Origin of the sequence: Xylanibacter rodentium, from assembly GCF_013166575.1 — a bacterium.
Taxonomy (GTDB): Bacteria; Bacteroidota; Bacteroidia; order Bacteroidales; family Bacteroidaceae; genus Prevotella; species Prevotella rodentium.
Map to the genome: position 1 here is coordinate 265,750 of NZ_JABKKE010000001.1, position 16,394 is coordinate 282,143.

Annotated in this window: 11 protein-coding genes and 1 pseudogene; 7 read left to right on the forward strand and 5 right to left on the reverse strand. The window is 44.9% G+C overall.

Going from position 1 to position 16,394, the window contains the following annotated elements; genetic code table 11:
• Nucleotides 1-8 precede the first annotated feature (8 nt).
• The gene (locus HPS55_RS01065) at nucleotides 9-2,081 is read right to left on the reverse strand and encodes a chitobiase/beta-hexosaminidase C-terminal domain-containing protein (RefSeq protein WP_172173755.1); all 2,073 of its coding nucleotides are present in this window, start codon (nucleotides 2,079-2,081) and stop codon (nucleotides 9-11) included.
• 600 nt (nucleotides 2,082-2,681) lie between these two features.
• Between HPS55_RS01065 and lon the strand changes: the two genes are divergently transcribed.
• The 4 genes and pseudogenes from lon to HPS55_RS01085 all read left to right on the forward strand — a co-directional run.
• Entirely contained in the window at nucleotides 2,682-5,099 is a 2,418-nt protein-coding gene (gene lon, locus HPS55_RS01070) for an endopeptidase La (protein WP_410543851.1), read from the forward strand.
• Entirely contained in the window at nucleotides 5,096-6,223 is a 1,128-nt protein-coding gene (tgt, locus tag HPS55_RS01075; RefSeq protein ID WP_172173761.1) for a tRNA guanosine(34) transglycosylase Tgt, read from the forward strand. Before lon ends, tgt begins: the two co-directional genes overlap by 4 nt.
• Before the next feature lie 194 nt (nucleotides 6,224-6,417).
• The gene (locus tag HPS55_RS01080; RefSeq protein WP_253945773.1) at nucleotides 6,418-7,545 is read left to right on the forward strand and encodes an LptF/LptG family permease; all 1,128 of its coding nucleotides are present in this window, start codon (nucleotides 6,418-6,420) and stop codon (nucleotides 7,543-7,545) included.
• Nucleotides 7,546-8,913, forward strand: a pseudogene (locus tag HPS55_RS01085) (DEAD/DEAH box helicase); the annotation flags it as partial.
• Nucleotides 8,914-9,097: 184 nt separating this feature from the next.
• Here the strand turns inward: HPS55_RS01085 and HPS55_RS01090 are convergent.
• On the reverse strand, nucleotides 9,098-9,937 hold the full coding sequence (locus HPS55_RS01090; RefSeq protein WP_172173769.1) for an AraC family transcriptional regulator: 840 nt from the start codon (nucleotides 9,935-9,937) through the stop codon (nucleotides 9,098-9,100).
• Between the two features lie 140 nt (nucleotides 9,938-10,077).
• Between HPS55_RS01090 and HPS55_RS01095 the strand changes: the two genes are divergently transcribed.
• Nucleotides 10,078-11,466, forward strand: coding sequence for an MATE family efflux transporter (locus HPS55_RS01095; protein WP_172173772.1), 1,389 nt, complete (start codon nucleotides 10,078-10,080; stop codon nucleotides 11,464-11,466).
• Between the two features lie 10 nt (nucleotides 11,467-11,476).
• Nucleotides 11,477-11,656, forward strand: coding sequence for a hypothetical protein (locus HPS55_RS01100; protein WP_172173775.1), 180 nt, complete (start codon nucleotides 11,477-11,479; stop codon nucleotides 11,654-11,656).
• Between the two features lie 735 nt (nucleotides 11,657-12,391).
• On the opposite strand, the gene HPS55_RS01105 is transcribed toward HPS55_RS01100, so the two are convergent.
• Genes HPS55_RS01105 through HPS55_RS01115 form a run of 3 tightly spaced genes read right to left on the reverse strand, consistent with a single transcriptional unit; the run spans nucleotide 12,392 to nucleotide 15,362 of the window.
• Nucleotides 12,392-13,027, reverse strand: coding sequence for a trimeric intracellular cation channel family protein (locus HPS55_RS01105; protein ID WP_172173778.1), 636 nt, complete (start codon nucleotides 13,025-13,027; stop codon nucleotides 12,392-12,394).
• A gap of 43 nt (nucleotides 13,028-13,070) precedes the next feature.
• Nucleotides 13,071-14,027: a D-2-hydroxyacid dehydrogenase gene (locus tag HPS55_RS01110; protein WP_172173781.1), complete on the reverse strand. Its 957-nt coding sequence runs from the start codon at nucleotides 14,025-14,027 to the stop codon at nucleotides 13,071-13,073.
• A 57-nt stretch (nucleotides 14,028-14,084) separates the two neighbouring features.
• Nucleotides 14,085-15,362, reverse strand: coding sequence for a replication-associated recombination protein A (locus tag HPS55_RS01115; protein ID WP_172173784.1), 1,278 nt, complete (start codon nucleotides 15,360-15,362; stop codon nucleotides 14,085-14,087).
• A 150-nt stretch (nucleotides 15,363-15,512) separates the two neighbouring features.
• Here HPS55_RS01115 and HPS55_RS01120 point away from each other — a divergent pair, with 150 nt between their 5' ends.
• Entirely contained in the window at nucleotides 15,513-16,304 is a 792-nt protein-coding gene (locus HPS55_RS01120; RefSeq protein ID WP_172173787.1) for a hypothetical protein, read from the forward strand.
• The last annotated feature ends 90 nt before the right edge of the window (nucleotides 16,305-16,394 follow it).

The window sequence follows — 16,394 nt, forward strand, 5'->3', positions numbered from 1 at the left end:
AATCTTACTTAATACTTATTTTTTATAATGACTTTTCTTCCTCCCATGATGTACATCCCGGGCTTAGGTTTATGCGTAATACGCATTCCACCAACATTATATATCCCATGAGTGGCATAATCGTTATTTGCCGTTTTACCATATGCCGGGTGTTCTATTCCGGTAGTGGCCATGCCGAAAGAAAATCCTTTGGCCATGGATATTCCGTTTGGCACAGCAAGATAAGCTTTGTATGCACCCAACACGAACGCCGCGCCATCCGGAGCACCCCACCAAAATCCAAGCGCTTCACCAACCGGTTTGGCCAAACGAAAGAACATACATCCGTCACCTTCTGTTGTCATGTCGGTAACATCGCCTTTAAGAAGATTGCCACTATGAACATTTCCGGGTTTACTGGTTACAATATACTCATATATGCCGGCATCAAAGGCTGAGACAAGCAGACCGGAACAAGCCGGAACAATATCTCCGGAATTGTATTTGTTGACCACAAGTCTATTGCCTGTCACTCCCACCGTGCTGCAATCAATGTCTTCCGGAACGATGAAAGGAACATCGGTGAAATATGTTGCATAATATCTTCCGTCGGTATCATGTCCACCTGTCGTTATCTTCAAAGCTCCCATCTTTCGATAGAGAGTGACTTTTACATTGTTGGAAAAACTGTCGTAAACCCGGAACTCGGGGCCACCCGGGCGAAACCTTATGCAACGGTTTTTATAATAGCAATTACGAATGGCAACACTGTCGGGCCTTACGACGTTTATTTCCCATTTATAATTGTTATTTGCTGCGCTCTTTTGTGTCTCACCAAAATCTGTACCTGATTTATATCCGATATATCCTTGGGAATTTCTCAGTGTATAAGTGCCGGCGGACTGTCTTTCCAATACAATTTCCACATCATCGGATGTCATGCAAATATTGTTCTCGATATCTATTCCAACACCCTTACCTGCACCGCTTATTTCTCCCATAGCCATGCCGGCATCTTCGTTTACAATCAGATATATACCTCCGTCGACAATATCCGCATCGGACATGACACGCTTGTAATAAGCACAGCCCACAGGCACTTCCGGAGCGTTGTTTACTGTGAGAACATATGATGCTGTCATCGGCTCTACATCCGGCAATGTGAGTATAGCTTTGATTGTAGTAGTGCCAGCAGATACAGGGGTCACGTTACCGTTGTTGTCCACAACTGCTACGGATTCGTCGGAACTATCCCAGGTAACGGTTCCACCTATGTAAGTGTTTGTCAGAATCGGAGCAATAAAAGTTCTGCCCAGTATCGTGGTTGCCTTTAGTCTGTCAAAAGCAAATATCCTCTCGATAAAGTACACGGCAGTCACTGTATCGCTCTTTTCACCACTTTCTTCGTATATAGCAAAAGCCTTTATTGTTGCTGATTCATCAATGCAGATGGGATTGCCATCGTATAGACTGTAGTCTTCAACGGCAGAATCGGAACCTGCTATTGTATAATATATAATATTGTCATATTTTTCGGAAATTCTCACGTATTGCGTATCGGAGTATTTACCTGGAACAGGCAAAAATGTAGGAGTGAAAACTTTGGAATATGCAGCAGACTGCCACACAATGGTCATTTCATCTATATACACAGTTCCATTGCCTGAGCATATACCTATATATTGATAATCACCATCCACGATCAGAGTGTCCCTCTCTGCCGTTTTGCAACTGACTGTACCGATCTGCACCCCTTGCGTTTTCCCAGTCTGGTACAAATCTTCTGCCGACGAATATGCCGTGTTCTTACCGTAAATCTTAACACTCTTATTTCCTGTTGCCAATGACGATGTATTCCATTTTACAATTACTGACTTTACAATTCCTCCTGAAGCAGTGGATACTATTCCGGAATTGTCGCTCGCCCTAAGACCCATTGCCCCTTCTTTAGATTTCAACATATTGCCTGCATAGACAGCATTAGAAATAAGTTTCTTGTCTTTAAAACTGTAATATGAACCGGTATTTTCTATTCCTGTCATTTCAACTGTCAACACATCATCGGCTGTCTGCGAGAACAAGCGACATTGTGAAAATATCATTGTAATAAATACAATAACATAAAATTTTGAAGTTTCGATTTGATACATATTTTAAATTTAAGGTAAGACTTTGAAACAACAATAAGGCAATTGCAATCTTATCTTCAATGTCATCATCTGTAATAACAAACAACATTGGTAATTAAAACTGGCAAACCCACAAATTGTTTATTCAAAGGTAATATAAAATTGTTTTCCTTTCAAGAAAAATCAAACCTTCTTGTATATTATATAATTCTTATAACTATATTTAACAACAATAAAACCATTTTCACTCATTATAACCATTTTCGACATTTTAATAACAACATTCTATTATATAAAATAATAATCCTCAATTAAATTATAATACATATTTAAAAACTATTATTTCACAGTATTAAAGATATTATTAAACCATAATAAAGAAATCTATACAAAATTTGAAGCTGTAAAATTTATAGTGATAGAAAATCAAAAAGCCTTTTAATATTGCCATTTAAAAACCTATCAAAAACAATTATCTTTATATCAGATATTCAATTAAATTGCGTAACTTTGCACACTCAAAAAATAGATAATATTCAGATGGACAGTAGAGAAAACAATAAAGCTTTTTCGATGATCGCAGACATAGAGGGGGATTTTGGTGATTTGTCTAATACAGACATGCCCCAAACACTGCCCATACTTGCAGTGCGCAACCTTGTACTTTTTCCCGGTGTTGTGTCGCCAATACTAATTGGACGACAGTCAAGCATGACTTTGGTGAAAAAAGCCGAAAAGACAGGAACCTTTATCGGCATAATATGTCAACGTGACCCGGAGGTGGAAGAGCCAACGAGAAATGATTTATACGATTACGGTGTATACGCCCGTGTGGTAAAAATACTGACATTGCCAAACGGTAGCATGACAGCCATTGTCCAAGGGCTCGGGAGACTGCGTCTTTTGAGCGTCACCCGTCGCAAACCATATATTTCAGGACATGTAGAAATCGCCACAGAAACTTTACCTGAAAAAGACGATAGTGAATTCATTGCAGCCATAGACGACCTACGTACTACAACGGCCGAATACATTCGTGTAAACGACGATATACCGGAAGAAGCTACTTTTGCCATCAAGAATGTACACAACGACATGATGGCACTGAACTTCATCTGCTCCAACATGCCCTTTGCCATAAATGAGAAAATGGAACTGCTCTCCACTGACTCTGTCAAGGAACGCCTTTTCGGCACACTGCGCATAGTACACAGAGAGCTTTCACTGCAAAGCCTTAAACAGGACATACGCAACAAGACCCGCGACGATATTGACGAGCAACAACGCAATTACTTCCTGCAACAGCAAATAAAGAACATGCAGGCCGAAATCGGCAACGGTGATGGTTCACCCGAACGAAAAGAACTTCAAGAAAAGGCAAAAAACAAATTGTGGTCAGAAGAAACAGACAGAATATTCCACAAAGAATTAGACAAACTCGAACAACTCAATCCACAGAGTCCTGAATACAACGTACAGCTGACCTATCTGCAAACACTGGTATCGCTACCTTGGTGTGAATTTACCCACGATGACATAAACCTTGCCCGTGCCAGACGCATACTTGACGCTGACCATTACGGCATGGAAAAGGTCAAAGAGCGTATACTCGAATATCTGGCCATACTGAGTTTGCGTGGCGATCTGAAATCGCCTATAATATGTCTTTACGGTCCTCCGGGTGTTGGAAAGACAAGTTTGGGCCGCAGTATTGCAAAAGCCATGAACCGAAAATATGTGCGCATATCGCTCGGCGGTCTTCACGACGAGGCTGAAATACGCGGACACCGACGCACATACATCGGAGCCATGCCTGGCCGCATAATAAAGAACATACAGAAAGCCGGATCGTCAAATCCCGTATTCATACTTGACGAGATAGACAAAATAACGCAGAATACCATACACGGAGATCCGGCATCAGCATTACTCGAAGTATTGGACCCCGAGCAGAACTCGACATTCCACGACAACTATCTTGATGTCGACTACGACCTTTCAAAAGTACTTTTCATTGCCACAGCCAATGACCTCAACACTATTCCACGTCCACTGCTTGACCGGATGGAGATAATAGAAGTGAGCGGATATATCACTGAGGAAAAAACAGAGATAGCCCGCCGACATCTTATACCGAAAGAGAAAGACAATACAGGACTCGGAGATGAGAAACGACTTAGCTTCAGTCCACAAGCCATAGAGAAGATTATAGAACAATACACACGCGAAAGCGGAGTACGACAACTTGAGAAACAAATAAACAAGACACTTCGCAAGCTGGCATATATCAAGGCCAAAGACAAAACCCTACCCTACTCACGCATAACACCAAAAGAGATAGAAGGACTTTTAGGCAAACCTCCATTCTACCGCGACATATACCAAGGCAACGACTATGCTGGAGTAGTGACAGGATTAGCGTGGACAAGCGTGGGCGGTGAGATTCTCTTCATAGAAACAAGTTTGAGTAAAGGCAAAGGGGCCAAACTAACTCTGACAGGCAATTTGGGCGATGTGATGAAAGAGTCAGCCGTATTGGCTTTGGAATATGTAAAGGCACACACCGACAAACTCGGCATAGACTACCGCATATTCGACAACTGGAACATACATATACACGTGCCCGAGGGAGCCACTCCAAAGGACGGCCCGTCGGCAGGCATAACCATAGCCACGTCTATTGCCTCGGCACTCACACAACGCAAAGTACGCCGCAACACAGCCATGACCGGTGAGATAACCCTAAGAGGCAAGGTTTTGCCCGTAGGAGGAATTAAAGAAAAGATACTCGCAGCCAAACGGGCCGGTATCACAGACATTATGCTCTGCACGGAAAACCACAAGGACATCGAGGAAATACCCGAGGTATATCTCAACGGAGTGAACTTCCATTATGTAGATAGTGTGCAAGACGTATGGGACTTTGCATTGACGGAAGACTATGTGGACAATCCAATATCGTTTGAAATAAAAGAGGAAAACGAACAATGAAATTCGAACTTCAACATGCCGATCCCGCATCAGACGCACGCACAGGATTGATAACCACCGCACACGGTCAGATACGTACACCTATTTTCATGCCCGTGGGCACATGTGGCAGCGTGAAAGGTGTACATATAAAAGAACTGGAGGAACAGGTGAAAGCCCAGATCATACTTGGCAACACGTACCATCTGTATCTGCGCCCGGGACTTGACGTCTTGCGCCAGGCCGGTGGACTGCACCGTTTCAACGGCTGGCAACACCCTATACTAACAGACTCTGGCGGATTCCAGGTTTTCTCACTGACCGGTATACGCAAACTCAAGGAGGAAGGATGCGAGTTCCGTTCGCATATAGACGGCTCAAAACACATTTTCACTCCAGAGAACGTGATGGACACCGAACGTACCATAGGAGCAGACATCATAATGGCTTTCGACGAATGTCCCCCTGGAAACAGTGACTATGGTTACGCTCGCCGGAGCCTTGGATTGACCCAACGCTGGCTCGACCGCTGCATCAAAAGATTCAACGAGACCGAACCGCTATATGGATACGAACAGACACTTTTCCCCATAGTACAGGGATGCACTTTCAAGGACTTACGCCGTGAAGCCGCCATGTACGTGGCCGACAAAGGGGCCGACGGCAATGCCATCGGCGGACTTGCAGTAGGAGAACCCACAGAAGTGATGTACGAAATGATTGAGACGGTCAATGAGATTCTACCCAAGGACCGTCCACGATACCTCATGGGAGTAGGTACACCCCAGAATATCCTTGAGGCTATAGAACGCGGTGTGGATATGTTTGACTGTGTAATGCCTACACGAAACGGACGCAACGCTATGCTCTTCACATATGACGGCACAATGAACATGCGCAACAAGAAATGGGAAAACGATTTCTCACCCATAGACCCCAACGGATGCGAAACCGACCGCATATACACAAAAGCATACCTGCATCATCTATTCAAGGCGCAGGAACTGTTGGCCATGCAGATAGCCAGCATACACAACCTGTCGTTCTACCTTCGCCTCGTGACTGACGCCCGAACGCACATAGAACAGGGAGACTTCACCGCATGGAAACGCAGCATAACCGACAATCTGGGAAGAAGAATATGACATAAGAAAATATATCCGGGTATATAATCAAACTATCAAAATAAAAGGACATGAAATATGTTTTAACATAATATCCGCATATTGGGGATACAGTAATACAATATCAGAATCAAATCAAAGAAATGGAATACAGCGAGATAAGAAACAGACACAAGACATTGCATGCAATACGCGCCATACGTCGTAAGGTTGCCATGATGTCATTGTGGCTGAATATGGTTAACCCGCTACATTATGTAAAAAAGATAGACGGGTATATCATACGCAAGTTCATCGGAACATATATATATGCCATAATCTTGATTATATCCATCTCGATAGTTTTCGACGTGAATGAAAACCTGGCCAAATTTAGCACATATCATGCCCCTTTAAAAGCAATAGTACTTGACTATTACGCCAACTTCATCCCATACTTTGCCAACCTGTTCAGTCCATTGTTCGTATTCATCGCCGTTATATTCTTCACATCGAAACTCGCCGGCAACTCCGAAATAATAGCAATGTTGGCATGTGGAATGAGCTTCAAGCGACTGATGCGGCCATACATGATATCGGCCGCATTGATATCCGTGCTCAATTTCTTTCTTGGAGCATACATAATACCGCAAGGTACGGTGGTCAGACAAAACTTCGAGTCGCTTTACAAGAACAGCCGGAAAAACACTTCGGCCAGCAATGTGCAACTACAGGTAGGTCCCGGAACAATTGCATATATATCGCAGTATGACGACAAGACAAAAACAGGATACGGCTTTTCCTTAGATAAATTTGAGAACAAGAAACTTGTAAGCCACATGACGGCCAACGTCATCAAGTACGACACCATATCGGACAGCCGATACCATTGGAAAGCCATAAACTATAAGATACGCACTCTCAAAGGTATGCGCGAGCACATTACATCGGGTATGGAAACAGACACGACAGTGATGATGGAACCTATGGATCTCGTTTTCAGCAAGGGACAGCAGGAAACACTGACCAGCCCGGAACTAAAACGATATATATCCAAACAGAAAGACCGCGGTTCAAGCAACGTCGTACAATACGAAGTAGAGTATCACAAACGTATTGCATCGAGTTTTGCCTCATTCATCCTTACCATCATCGGAGCCAGCCTGAGCGCCCGCAAGCGCAAAGGAGGCATGGGGTTGTATCTCGGCATCGGCATGGCACTGAGTTTTTCATACATTCTGCTGCAAACAGTATGTGCGACATTTGCCATAAATGCCAGCACACCACCGATGCTTGCAGCATGGATACCCAATATATTATATTCATTCATAGCATATTATTGTTACAAAAAAGCACCGAATTAAATGAAATTTGAAGATACTTATCTTAGCGACAACATATTGGATGCTCTCTACGACATGCACTTTGACGAGTGTACGCCGATACAGGAGAAATGCATACCGGAGATTCTGAACGGGCACGACATCATAGGCGTTGCACAGACCGGAACAGGAAAGACCGCCGCCTATCTGCTACCAATATTAAGCATGCTCGATGACGGAGGATATCCGGAGGATGCCATCAATTGTATAGTAATGTCACCGACACGCGAACTCGCACAGCAAATAGACCAGGCGATGCAAGGATTCGGCTATTATCTCGACACGGTTAGTAGCGTGGCTGTATACGGCGGCAATGACGGCAACCGATATGACCAGGAGATGAAAAGCCTGAAGATGGGTGCGGGAGTCGTAATAGCCACACCGGGACGATTGTTGAGCCATATTCGCATGGGCAATGTAGACTTGAGCCGTGTCAGTTTCTTCGTTTTAGACGAGGCCGACAGAATGCTCGACATGGGATTTAGCGACGACATAATGCAGATAACTAAAGGACTGACCGGAGAGCATCAGACGATAATGTTCTCGGCAACTATGCCCGACAAAATACAACAATTGGCACATACATTGATGCACAACCCTGTGGAAGTTAAGATTGCCGTGAGCAAACCGGCGGAGAAGATACGTCAGTCGGCATATATATGCCACGACACACAGAAAGCAGGCATCATAAGACATCTATTCAGTACCAACCGGCTCAATCGTGTAATAATATTCTCCGGCAAGAAAGATAAGGTAAAAGAGATTGACCGTGAACTGCGAAAAATGGACATTAACAGTTGTTCGATGCACAGCGACCTGACCCAACAGGAACGCGACGAGGTGATGTTTGCTTTCAAGGCTGGACACAAAGACGTACTTGTAGCTACCGACATCGTATCCAGAGGTATCGACATCGACGACATTCTGATGGTAATAAACTATGATGTACCGCACGATGCCGAAGACTATGTGCACCGTATAGGCCGAACAGCGCGGGCCGACAGGGACGGAGTGGCAATGACCTTTGTCAACGGACGTGATATAAGCCGATTCCAGCAAATAGAGAAGTTTCTCGGAAAAGAAATCACCAAGAATCCGCTGCCCGAAGGATTGGGAGCCGGACCGGAGTATAAGGCAGCCGACAAGAAAAAACCATCACGCCGCCACGGCAACAACAATCGCAGAAAAGGCGGCAACAACAAGAACAAGGGCAACGATAATAACTGTACTGACAGCGATAAAAGTAGCGCCGAAAAGAGTAGTAACAGAAGAAGAAGCCACAATCGATGTCGCGGCAAAAAGAAAGAAACCGGCAACAAGCCGAATACAGAAAAAGCCCCGACAACAGAATAATCACAGCCTAAAGCAGGCTAAATATCCAATAAACACTCTAATTATAACACAGGACTCCTCATTGACCCAAAAACTTATGACATACCGATTTTGTACACGGCCATTGTACTGTTAAAGTGCTGTAGCATGCAACAGAAAAAATGACAACCTATTGGAGTTGAAGAATAACGCACATGTTAACTTAACTCCTTTCAGACTGTTTCGTACCGATTCGGAACTGCATTGGCGACATCCCTGTTACGCGACGGAAAAAGCGACACATATAGGAGTCGTCTTCAAAACGCAGGCGGTAAGCAATTTCCTTTATAGATATATCGGTATCTGTCAGTAGAGTCTTTATCTCCACCGTCAGTTGCTGGTCTATCAACGCTTTTGGCGAAATACCGTATATGCGCCTGCAAACCTTGTATAGATAATCCGGGGTTATGCTCAATGCGTCGGCATAGAATTTCACCTCTTTCTCATTAGGCGAATTTTTCATAAGCAGCGACCAGAATTTATTCATGACTGAACGGGCATTATTTTTGTATGCCATCTGTTCCAATATGTCGGTTTTGGAAAATTCAGCCTCAATACCTCCGAAGAGATTATAAACTTGATAACTTAGCATTGTTATCCGGTTTGCCGACGGAATATTGTCAAAAATCCATCTGACTTGGGAAATCCAGTTGGAAACAAGCAGATAATGTATTTCAATCAGTGGCAATATAGGAAAGTAGTGAAGATAATCCCACAGTGACGGATCGGGAATTTTGTAGTATGCCGTTTCAAGCATTATCACCGAAAGTGATACATAACTTACTTCAAAAGCGGCTGACACACCCTCGACAAAAACAAACATATCTGAGGTGATAACAAGAAGGTCATTGCGGCGCAATGGCTTTTTTTGCATATTCACGGATACAACCGCCATACCTGCGGTGCATAGGAAGAATATGCAACCGTCGGTTCTTATAGAGTGCCCAACGCAGTCTTTCCAGTCGGTTACGCCTGTCGTATTGCCAATATATAAAGCTTTCATAACGATACAAATTTAGTTCTTTTTTCTGATGTAAAAACAATATAGTATTGATTTGTACCACGATACCCCGAAAAATCACCATTCCCCATCGAATTTTTATATCTAACTTTGCAACATAAAATAACAGTAATCTCTAAATTATGGAAGAAAACAGAAATCTCGGAAGGGATAAACTTGACTTCGGCAACGGTAAAATAGGCAAACTGTTCCGGGCGTTGTTTTTCCCGACACTCGTGGCTATGATTTTCACATCCGCGCTGACAGTTATCGACGGTATATTTGTCGGTCACGGTGTCGGTGCCGACGGTCTGGCGGCTGTCAATATCGTGTCGCCGATATATATGGTGAGTACAGGCATCGGACTTATGTTCGGCATAGGGGCTTCGGTGATTGCCGGTATCAGAATGTCGGAGAATAAACTCAAGGCTGCCCGAATAATAATGACGCAGGCATTTGTAGTGGGGTCTATAATAATGGCTCTTGTATGTGCGGTGTGCCTGCTGTTCTCAAAAAAGATAGTCTATCTTCTCGGCGCAAGCCCGCTGCTTGAAGCCAATGCAATCAAATATATGCTGTGGATGCTCCCCGGCATATTGTTCCTGTGCGTGCAGTATGTGGGTATGATGCTTATACGACTTGACGGTTCACCAAAGTATGCGATGTGGATACAGGTTGTGGTGGCGGTGCTGAACATCGGACTTGACTGGTACTTTGTATTCCCCTTGCAGATGGGTACTATGGGGGCGGCTATGGCGACTTCAATATCATGTGTGGTAGGCGGGGCGATGGCTCTTATATATTTCCTCAAATTTCATAACAAGTTGTATTTTTATCGATTGAAACTATCTACAACGTCAATGTTGCTGACCTTGCGCAATACGGGGTATATGATGAAAATCGGTTTTGCAACATTATTGACGGAACTCGCCATGAGCGTCATGATGCTTACCGGAAATCACATGTTCCTGGCAATGCTTGGAGAAAGCGGAGTGGCGGCGTTTGCGGTGGTTTGCTACCTGTTCCCCGTGGTGTTCTCGATAGGCAATGCCGTCGCGCAGTCGGCTCAGCCAATCATAAGCTACAACTACGGCTTCCACCAGATTGACCGCGTGCGTCAGGCATTGAAGATGTCTTTGCAGACCGCTCTCATCTCCGGCTTCTTCATTACATTCTTCCTGATGTTCGGAGCCGACAAGATTGCCGGGCTGTTCCTTGACTCCGGTGACACGGCATATACTCTTGCCGCCAACGGACTTCCTTATTTCGCGGTGTGCGCGGCATTTTTCGCTGTAAACATAGCTTTCATAGGATATTATCAAAGCATTGAAAAGGCGGTTGCGTCAACTGTATATACTCTTCTTAGAGGTGTGATATTCCTCGTGCCGTGTTTCCTTGTTTTGCCTCGCATCATAGGCGTACCCGGCTTATGGCTTGCCATACCCTCGGCAGAAATGCTGACCTGCGGTGTGATCATTATTGCCTATCTTGTAAACAGGCACAGAAATGACAGGTTAAGGCTCACAAATTAAAATTCACAGTATGAAAAATATATTGATACTTGAAAACGACCGTTATTGCGCCAACAAGCTAATCCGGAAATTAAAGGAAATAAATCCTGATGCCCGGATATACGAACCTATAACGAGCGTAAAAAACGGGATAGTTTTTTTCACCGGACATACAGAACAGCGTCGTCTAAACGTGACAGGACGTCAGTAACACATACGCGTAATACCGGGCTCGGTTACTGAAAATGCAGGTTCGAATCCTGCCGCTGACGCAGTATAAATATTATTACTGCCCGATAAAAACTGACCGTAAGTATACGATATGTAAAAGTAATAGCAAAATATACACCATAAACAGTAATCCGATCTCAAATTACGGATTCCCGATTATTTTCTTTTGTCGTATTTATTCTTAATTTTCTGCACTTATTTTCTCTTGAAATAGAAATGCCGAAAGGCCCTTTCTGCTCTCCTAATCCACATTTTGAGCATGATTTTCATGCCTGAAAGGCCCTTCCACTCGCCGTAAGGGCCTTATTGCTCCGCCATAACGGCCGTTTGACCTTGCAACGGTGGCCTCGTTGCAAGGTCAAACGGCCGCTTTCGCAACCTCAAAGCGGCCTCTCTGCTTTTCTTACATGGGCCCGCGACAATCCATCACACGTAACATATTGATTATCAACGCATCCTATTTTAACCGAAAATTCGCGTATTTCGGCCCGTTATGCACAAACGGCGGTTTCGTGACGGCCGACGAAGTGTTTTGTCAAGAAGATTGATGACACAAAAGACTATACAGGTCGTTTTGACATAACTCCTATACTCGCATCACAAAAGAAATAAAGCGTAACGAACAATGTTTCTATCGTTTCGTTACGCTTTAGTATTATTTGCCATTATGAGGCAGTGTCAAAACATATCTCTGAAATATATAGCCGTATCTCTTCTAAGCATTACCACTGTCTTTAAGCAACGGCAGCGATATCTTATAGCGCACAGCCAAGAAGCGTATGATGCACGTTACAAAGAAACTTGCCGTGACAGTGATTTCAATCGGCATGCTCATTTCGCGCAACAGCCAATAGGTAAGACCGCCGAACACGCACGCTATGGCATAAATCTCCTTGCGGAATATCACCGGCTCGTTGTTGAGCAACACGTCGCGTATCACTCCTCCGGCCGCTCCCGTGATGCACCCCATTATTATAGCCACCCAAAACGGCTGTCCGCAAGCCAGACTCTTCTGTATTCCGGCAATGGTGAAAAGGGCCAAACCTAATGTATCGAATACGAGCCAGGCATTGCTGAGATACTCCATATACTTGGCAAACACTATGACTACCACCAGTGCAAAAGCGGTACATATCATATAGATGGGGTTAGTCATCCAAAACGGAGTGACGCCAAGCATCACATCACGTATTGTTCCTCCACCGATGGCAACGGCTATGCCACAGACATAACCGCCAAACCAATCGAAATGCTTTGCAGCGGCATGGCGTATGCCCGATATGGCAAACGCGAACGTCCCGAGAAGCTCGATAAACCGCAGTACGGGAACAGATGTTATGTTCTCTTCCATACCTTAATACTTATAGACCAAGCATATCTTTAATTCTACAATCTCACCGGTTCACCACATTGACTGGGTGACCGGCGGCAAATGCCCGCACATTATCCACAGCCACACTCATAAGGCGCACACGGGCCTCGCGGGTGGCCCAGGCTATGTGTGGCGTGACAAACGCATTGGGAGCCGACAGCAACGGATTGTCGGCTGCGGGCGGTTCATCGCACATCACATCGGCGCCATAGCCTCCCAGACGGCCGTCGGCAAGGGCATAGGCCACGGCCTTTTCGTCTATCAGGGGGCCGCGGGCCGTATTGACAAGCAGTGCGCCCGGTTTCATCCTTGCTATGGTGTCGCTATTGATGATAGCGCGTGTATCGGCGGTCAGCGGACAGTGAAGAGTGAGCACATCACTTGCTCCTAACAGTCCGTCGAATGTTGTCTTCTGTATTCCCGCAGGAAGCACTGACGATGCCTTGCTCGTAAAGGCAAACACATCCATGCCGAAGGCCATTGCCACACGGGCCACCTTCATGCCTATGCTGCCCAGGCCGTAGATGCCGATGGTCTTGCCCGACAGTTCGGTGAGCGGCGTGTTCCAGTAACAGAAATCCTCGCTGCGGCTCCATTGCCCCGTCCGGTTCTGTCCGGCATAATGCCCTATGCGGTTGGTCATGTTGAGAATATGTGCAAACGTCATCTGCACTACACTGTCTGTGCTATAGGCCGGCACATTGGTTACAACGATGTCCAGTGCACGGGCAGCAGCGATGTCTACCACGTTGTATCCTGTGGCCAACACACCGATATACTTCAACCGTGGCAGGCTGTTCATTATGGCAGCATCAAGCACCACCTTGTTGGTAAGAATGGCATCAGCCTCGACACAGCGTTCAATCACCTCGTCTGCCGAGGTGCGCGGATATACAGTCAGCTCACCCTCCTGATTAAGTCCGTGCCATGACAAATCGCCGGGATTCAGGCTGTATCCGTCCAATACGACAATATTCATTCTATCTGTCATTTATATACATTTACGTTTCTTATCGTTTCTCTCAACCGCGCCTTGTCATTTCTCAAACCGCGAGCCCCAACATTCCATCATACGCTGATGGAGTTTGTGCTCAGACGGATTGTCCTGACAATGCCACAGGCGTTCACCGGTCAAAGAATCCGGCATATACTGCTGAGGTGTAAAGTGCCCGGGATAGTCATGAGGATATTTATATCCGTCGCTGTATCCCAAATCTTTCATCAGTTTGGTAGGAGCATTTCTTATCGGCAGCGGAACCGGCTGATTGCCGGTTCGTCTGACAAGTTCAAGAGCAGTATCAATAGCAAGATACGCCGAATTGCTTTTAGGACTCGCAGCCAGATATACAGTGGCCTCAGCAAGGGGAATACGTCCTTCCGGCCATCCTATCTTAGCCACTGCATCAAAAGCGGCATTGGCCAGCAAAAGAGCATTGGGATTTGCCAAACCGATATCTTCTGAAGCACTTATCACCAACCGGCGGGCGATAAACTTAGGGTCTTCCCCACCCTCTATCATTCTGGCAAGCCAATAGACGGCAGCATCCGGATCGCTGCCTCGTATGCTCTTTATGAAAGCAGAGATTATATCGTAGTGCATTTCACCATCCTTATCATAAGCGAGCGGATTCTGCTGAAGCTGTCTGACAACAATGTCATCTGTAATGACTACTTCATCTTCAACAGGAAACGATTCTACCACAAGTTCAAGCATATTAAGCAACTTGCGGGCGTCGCCACCGCTATAACGCAACAGGGCACCGGTCTCCTGCAACTTCACATTACGCTCGCGAAAAATAATATCCTCTGACAACGCTCTGTCGAGCAATTCCGTCAGGTCATCCTTTTCAAGAGACTTCAAGACATAAATCTGACAACGCGACAACAACGGGCGTATGACCTCGAACGACGGGTTCTCTGTCGTGGCTCCTATCAGCGTCACCGTGCCTTTCTCCACAGCTCCAAGAAGTGAATCTTGCTGCGATTTACTGAAACGGTGTATCTCATCGATAAAGAGTATCGGTGAGGCTTCGTTGAAAAAACGGCTGCGACCTGCTTTGTCGATAACGTCTCTTACATCTTTTACACCACTTGTAACGGCACTGAGTGTATAAAAAGGAGTTTCCAGTTTATTGGCTATAATCTGAGCCAAAGTTGTCTTGCCGACACCTGGAGGCCCCCAAAGAATAAACGACGAAATATGTCCGGCCTCTATCATACGACGCAGGACAGCTCCTTCACCCACAAGATGCTTCTGCCCGATATAGTCATCAAGCGTGCGAGGGCGTAATCTTTCAGCTAATGGTTGTGACATAACTGACTGCAAAGGTAGTGCAAACCGTCAGAAGAACATTAATCCCTGTTGCTTTTTTGGAGAAATTAACATAAAAACTACATATAAAAAAAAGAAAACATATACATTTGCAAACAAAAAAACAAGAAACAACAAACATAAAAAAGAACGATGAAAGAAACAACATTAAAAAAAGCACTCACACTGAAAACCTTAACGAAAAACAACGTTTGGGACTTACAGGAAAACGATATCTTCCGAATGATGGATGGGGCAGATAAAGACTCTGACATCAAGGATTGCATACGGAGGTATGTAGATATGATCAGAAGTGCTTTTATGATAGAGGAACTAAAAGACGATTCAGCGATAATAAAAGGGAAATATGAAAAACAAGGGTATAAGATAGGCAACGTCAGAACTGATGATGGCACAAAAGTGGTATGGGCCGTCAAAAAACGCCCGATCGTAAGAGTAACCGACCTTACATACGAAAACATACACCACATATCCGCAGCAAAACTCATCGAAGTTTTGGAACGTAACTTCGGAGGAGGATGGGATTCTCTGTCACAAAGCATTCAGGACATAATCGAAAGCGGATTTGATATCTCTACCACCACGCTGCCCAAAGACCGCCTGCATAAGCCGGGGGGAATGTATGAGAAAAAAGTTGCAGACGGATATGAAGTGCTGGAAGTGGTCAAGGGAACTTGGGTTGAAGCCATCTTTGCAAAAGTCAAGCCGGAAACAGAAAAACCACGCCTGAAACTACAGACACGTGATGAGGACGAGATTCCTGAAGACACATACAACAAGCCCGAAGAAGACGACGAGCCTGATGAACCCACAGAGTTTGATGATGAGAATATTACGGAAGACAACTACCGTACAACATTTGAAATAAGCTCTGATTCTGACGAAGAAGCGGAAAACATATCAGACTTCGACGGTGACGAATAAAGCAAGTACGTCAATATCTCATAATCTCAAGGAGAGTGTGTCATTATTATAGAGAAGCTCACAAATTATGAACATCCCTAATGACACGCT

What these genes read in the sequence shown, in the direction of transcription:
- tgt (WP_172173761.1), top strand. Translation starts at nt 5,096, where the DNA reads ATGAAATTCGAACTTCAACATGCCGATCCCGCATCAGACGCACGCACA.
- HPS55_RS01115 (WP_172173784.1), bottom strand. Translation starts at nt 15,362, where the DNA reads ATGTCACAACCATTAGCTGAAAGATTACGCCCTCGCACGCTTGATGAC.
- HPS55_RS01105 (WP_172173778.1), bottom strand. Translation starts at nt 13,027, where the DNA reads ATGGAAGAGAACATAACATCTGTTCCCGTACTGCGGTTTATCGAGCTT.
- lon (WP_410543851.1), top strand. Translation starts at nt 2,682, where the DNA reads ATGATCGCAGACATAGAGGGGGATTTTGGTGATTTGTCTAATACAGAC.
- HPS55_RS01110 (WP_172173781.1), bottom strand. Translation starts at nt 14,027, where the DNA reads ATGAATATTGTCGTATTGGACGGATACAGCCTGAATCCCGGCGATTTG.
- HPS55_RS01095 (WP_172173772.1), top strand. Translation starts at nt 10,078, where the DNA reads ATGGAAGAAAACAGAAATCTCGGAAGGGATAAACTTGACTTCGGCAAC.
- HPS55_RS01065 (WP_172173755.1), bottom strand. Translation starts at nt 2,081, where the DNA reads ATGATATTTTCACAATGTCGCTTGTTCTCGCAGACAGCCGATGATGTG.
- HPS55_RS01090 (WP_172173769.1), bottom strand. Translation starts at nt 9,937, where the DNA reads ATGAAAGCTTTATATATTGGCAATACGACAGGCGTAACCGACTGGAAA.
- HPS55_RS01120 (WP_172173787.1), top strand. Translation starts at nt 15,513, where the DNA reads ATGAAAGAAACAACATTAAAAAAAGCACTCACACTGAAAACCTTAACG.
- HPS55_RS01080 (WP_253945773.1), top strand. Translation starts at nt 6,418, where the DNA reads ATGATGTCATTGTGGCTGAATATGGTTAACCCGCTACATTATGTAAAA.
- HPS55_RS01100 (WP_172173775.1), top strand. Translation starts at nt 11,477, where the DNA reads ATGAAAAATATATTGATACTTGAAAACGACCGTTATTGCGCCAACAAG.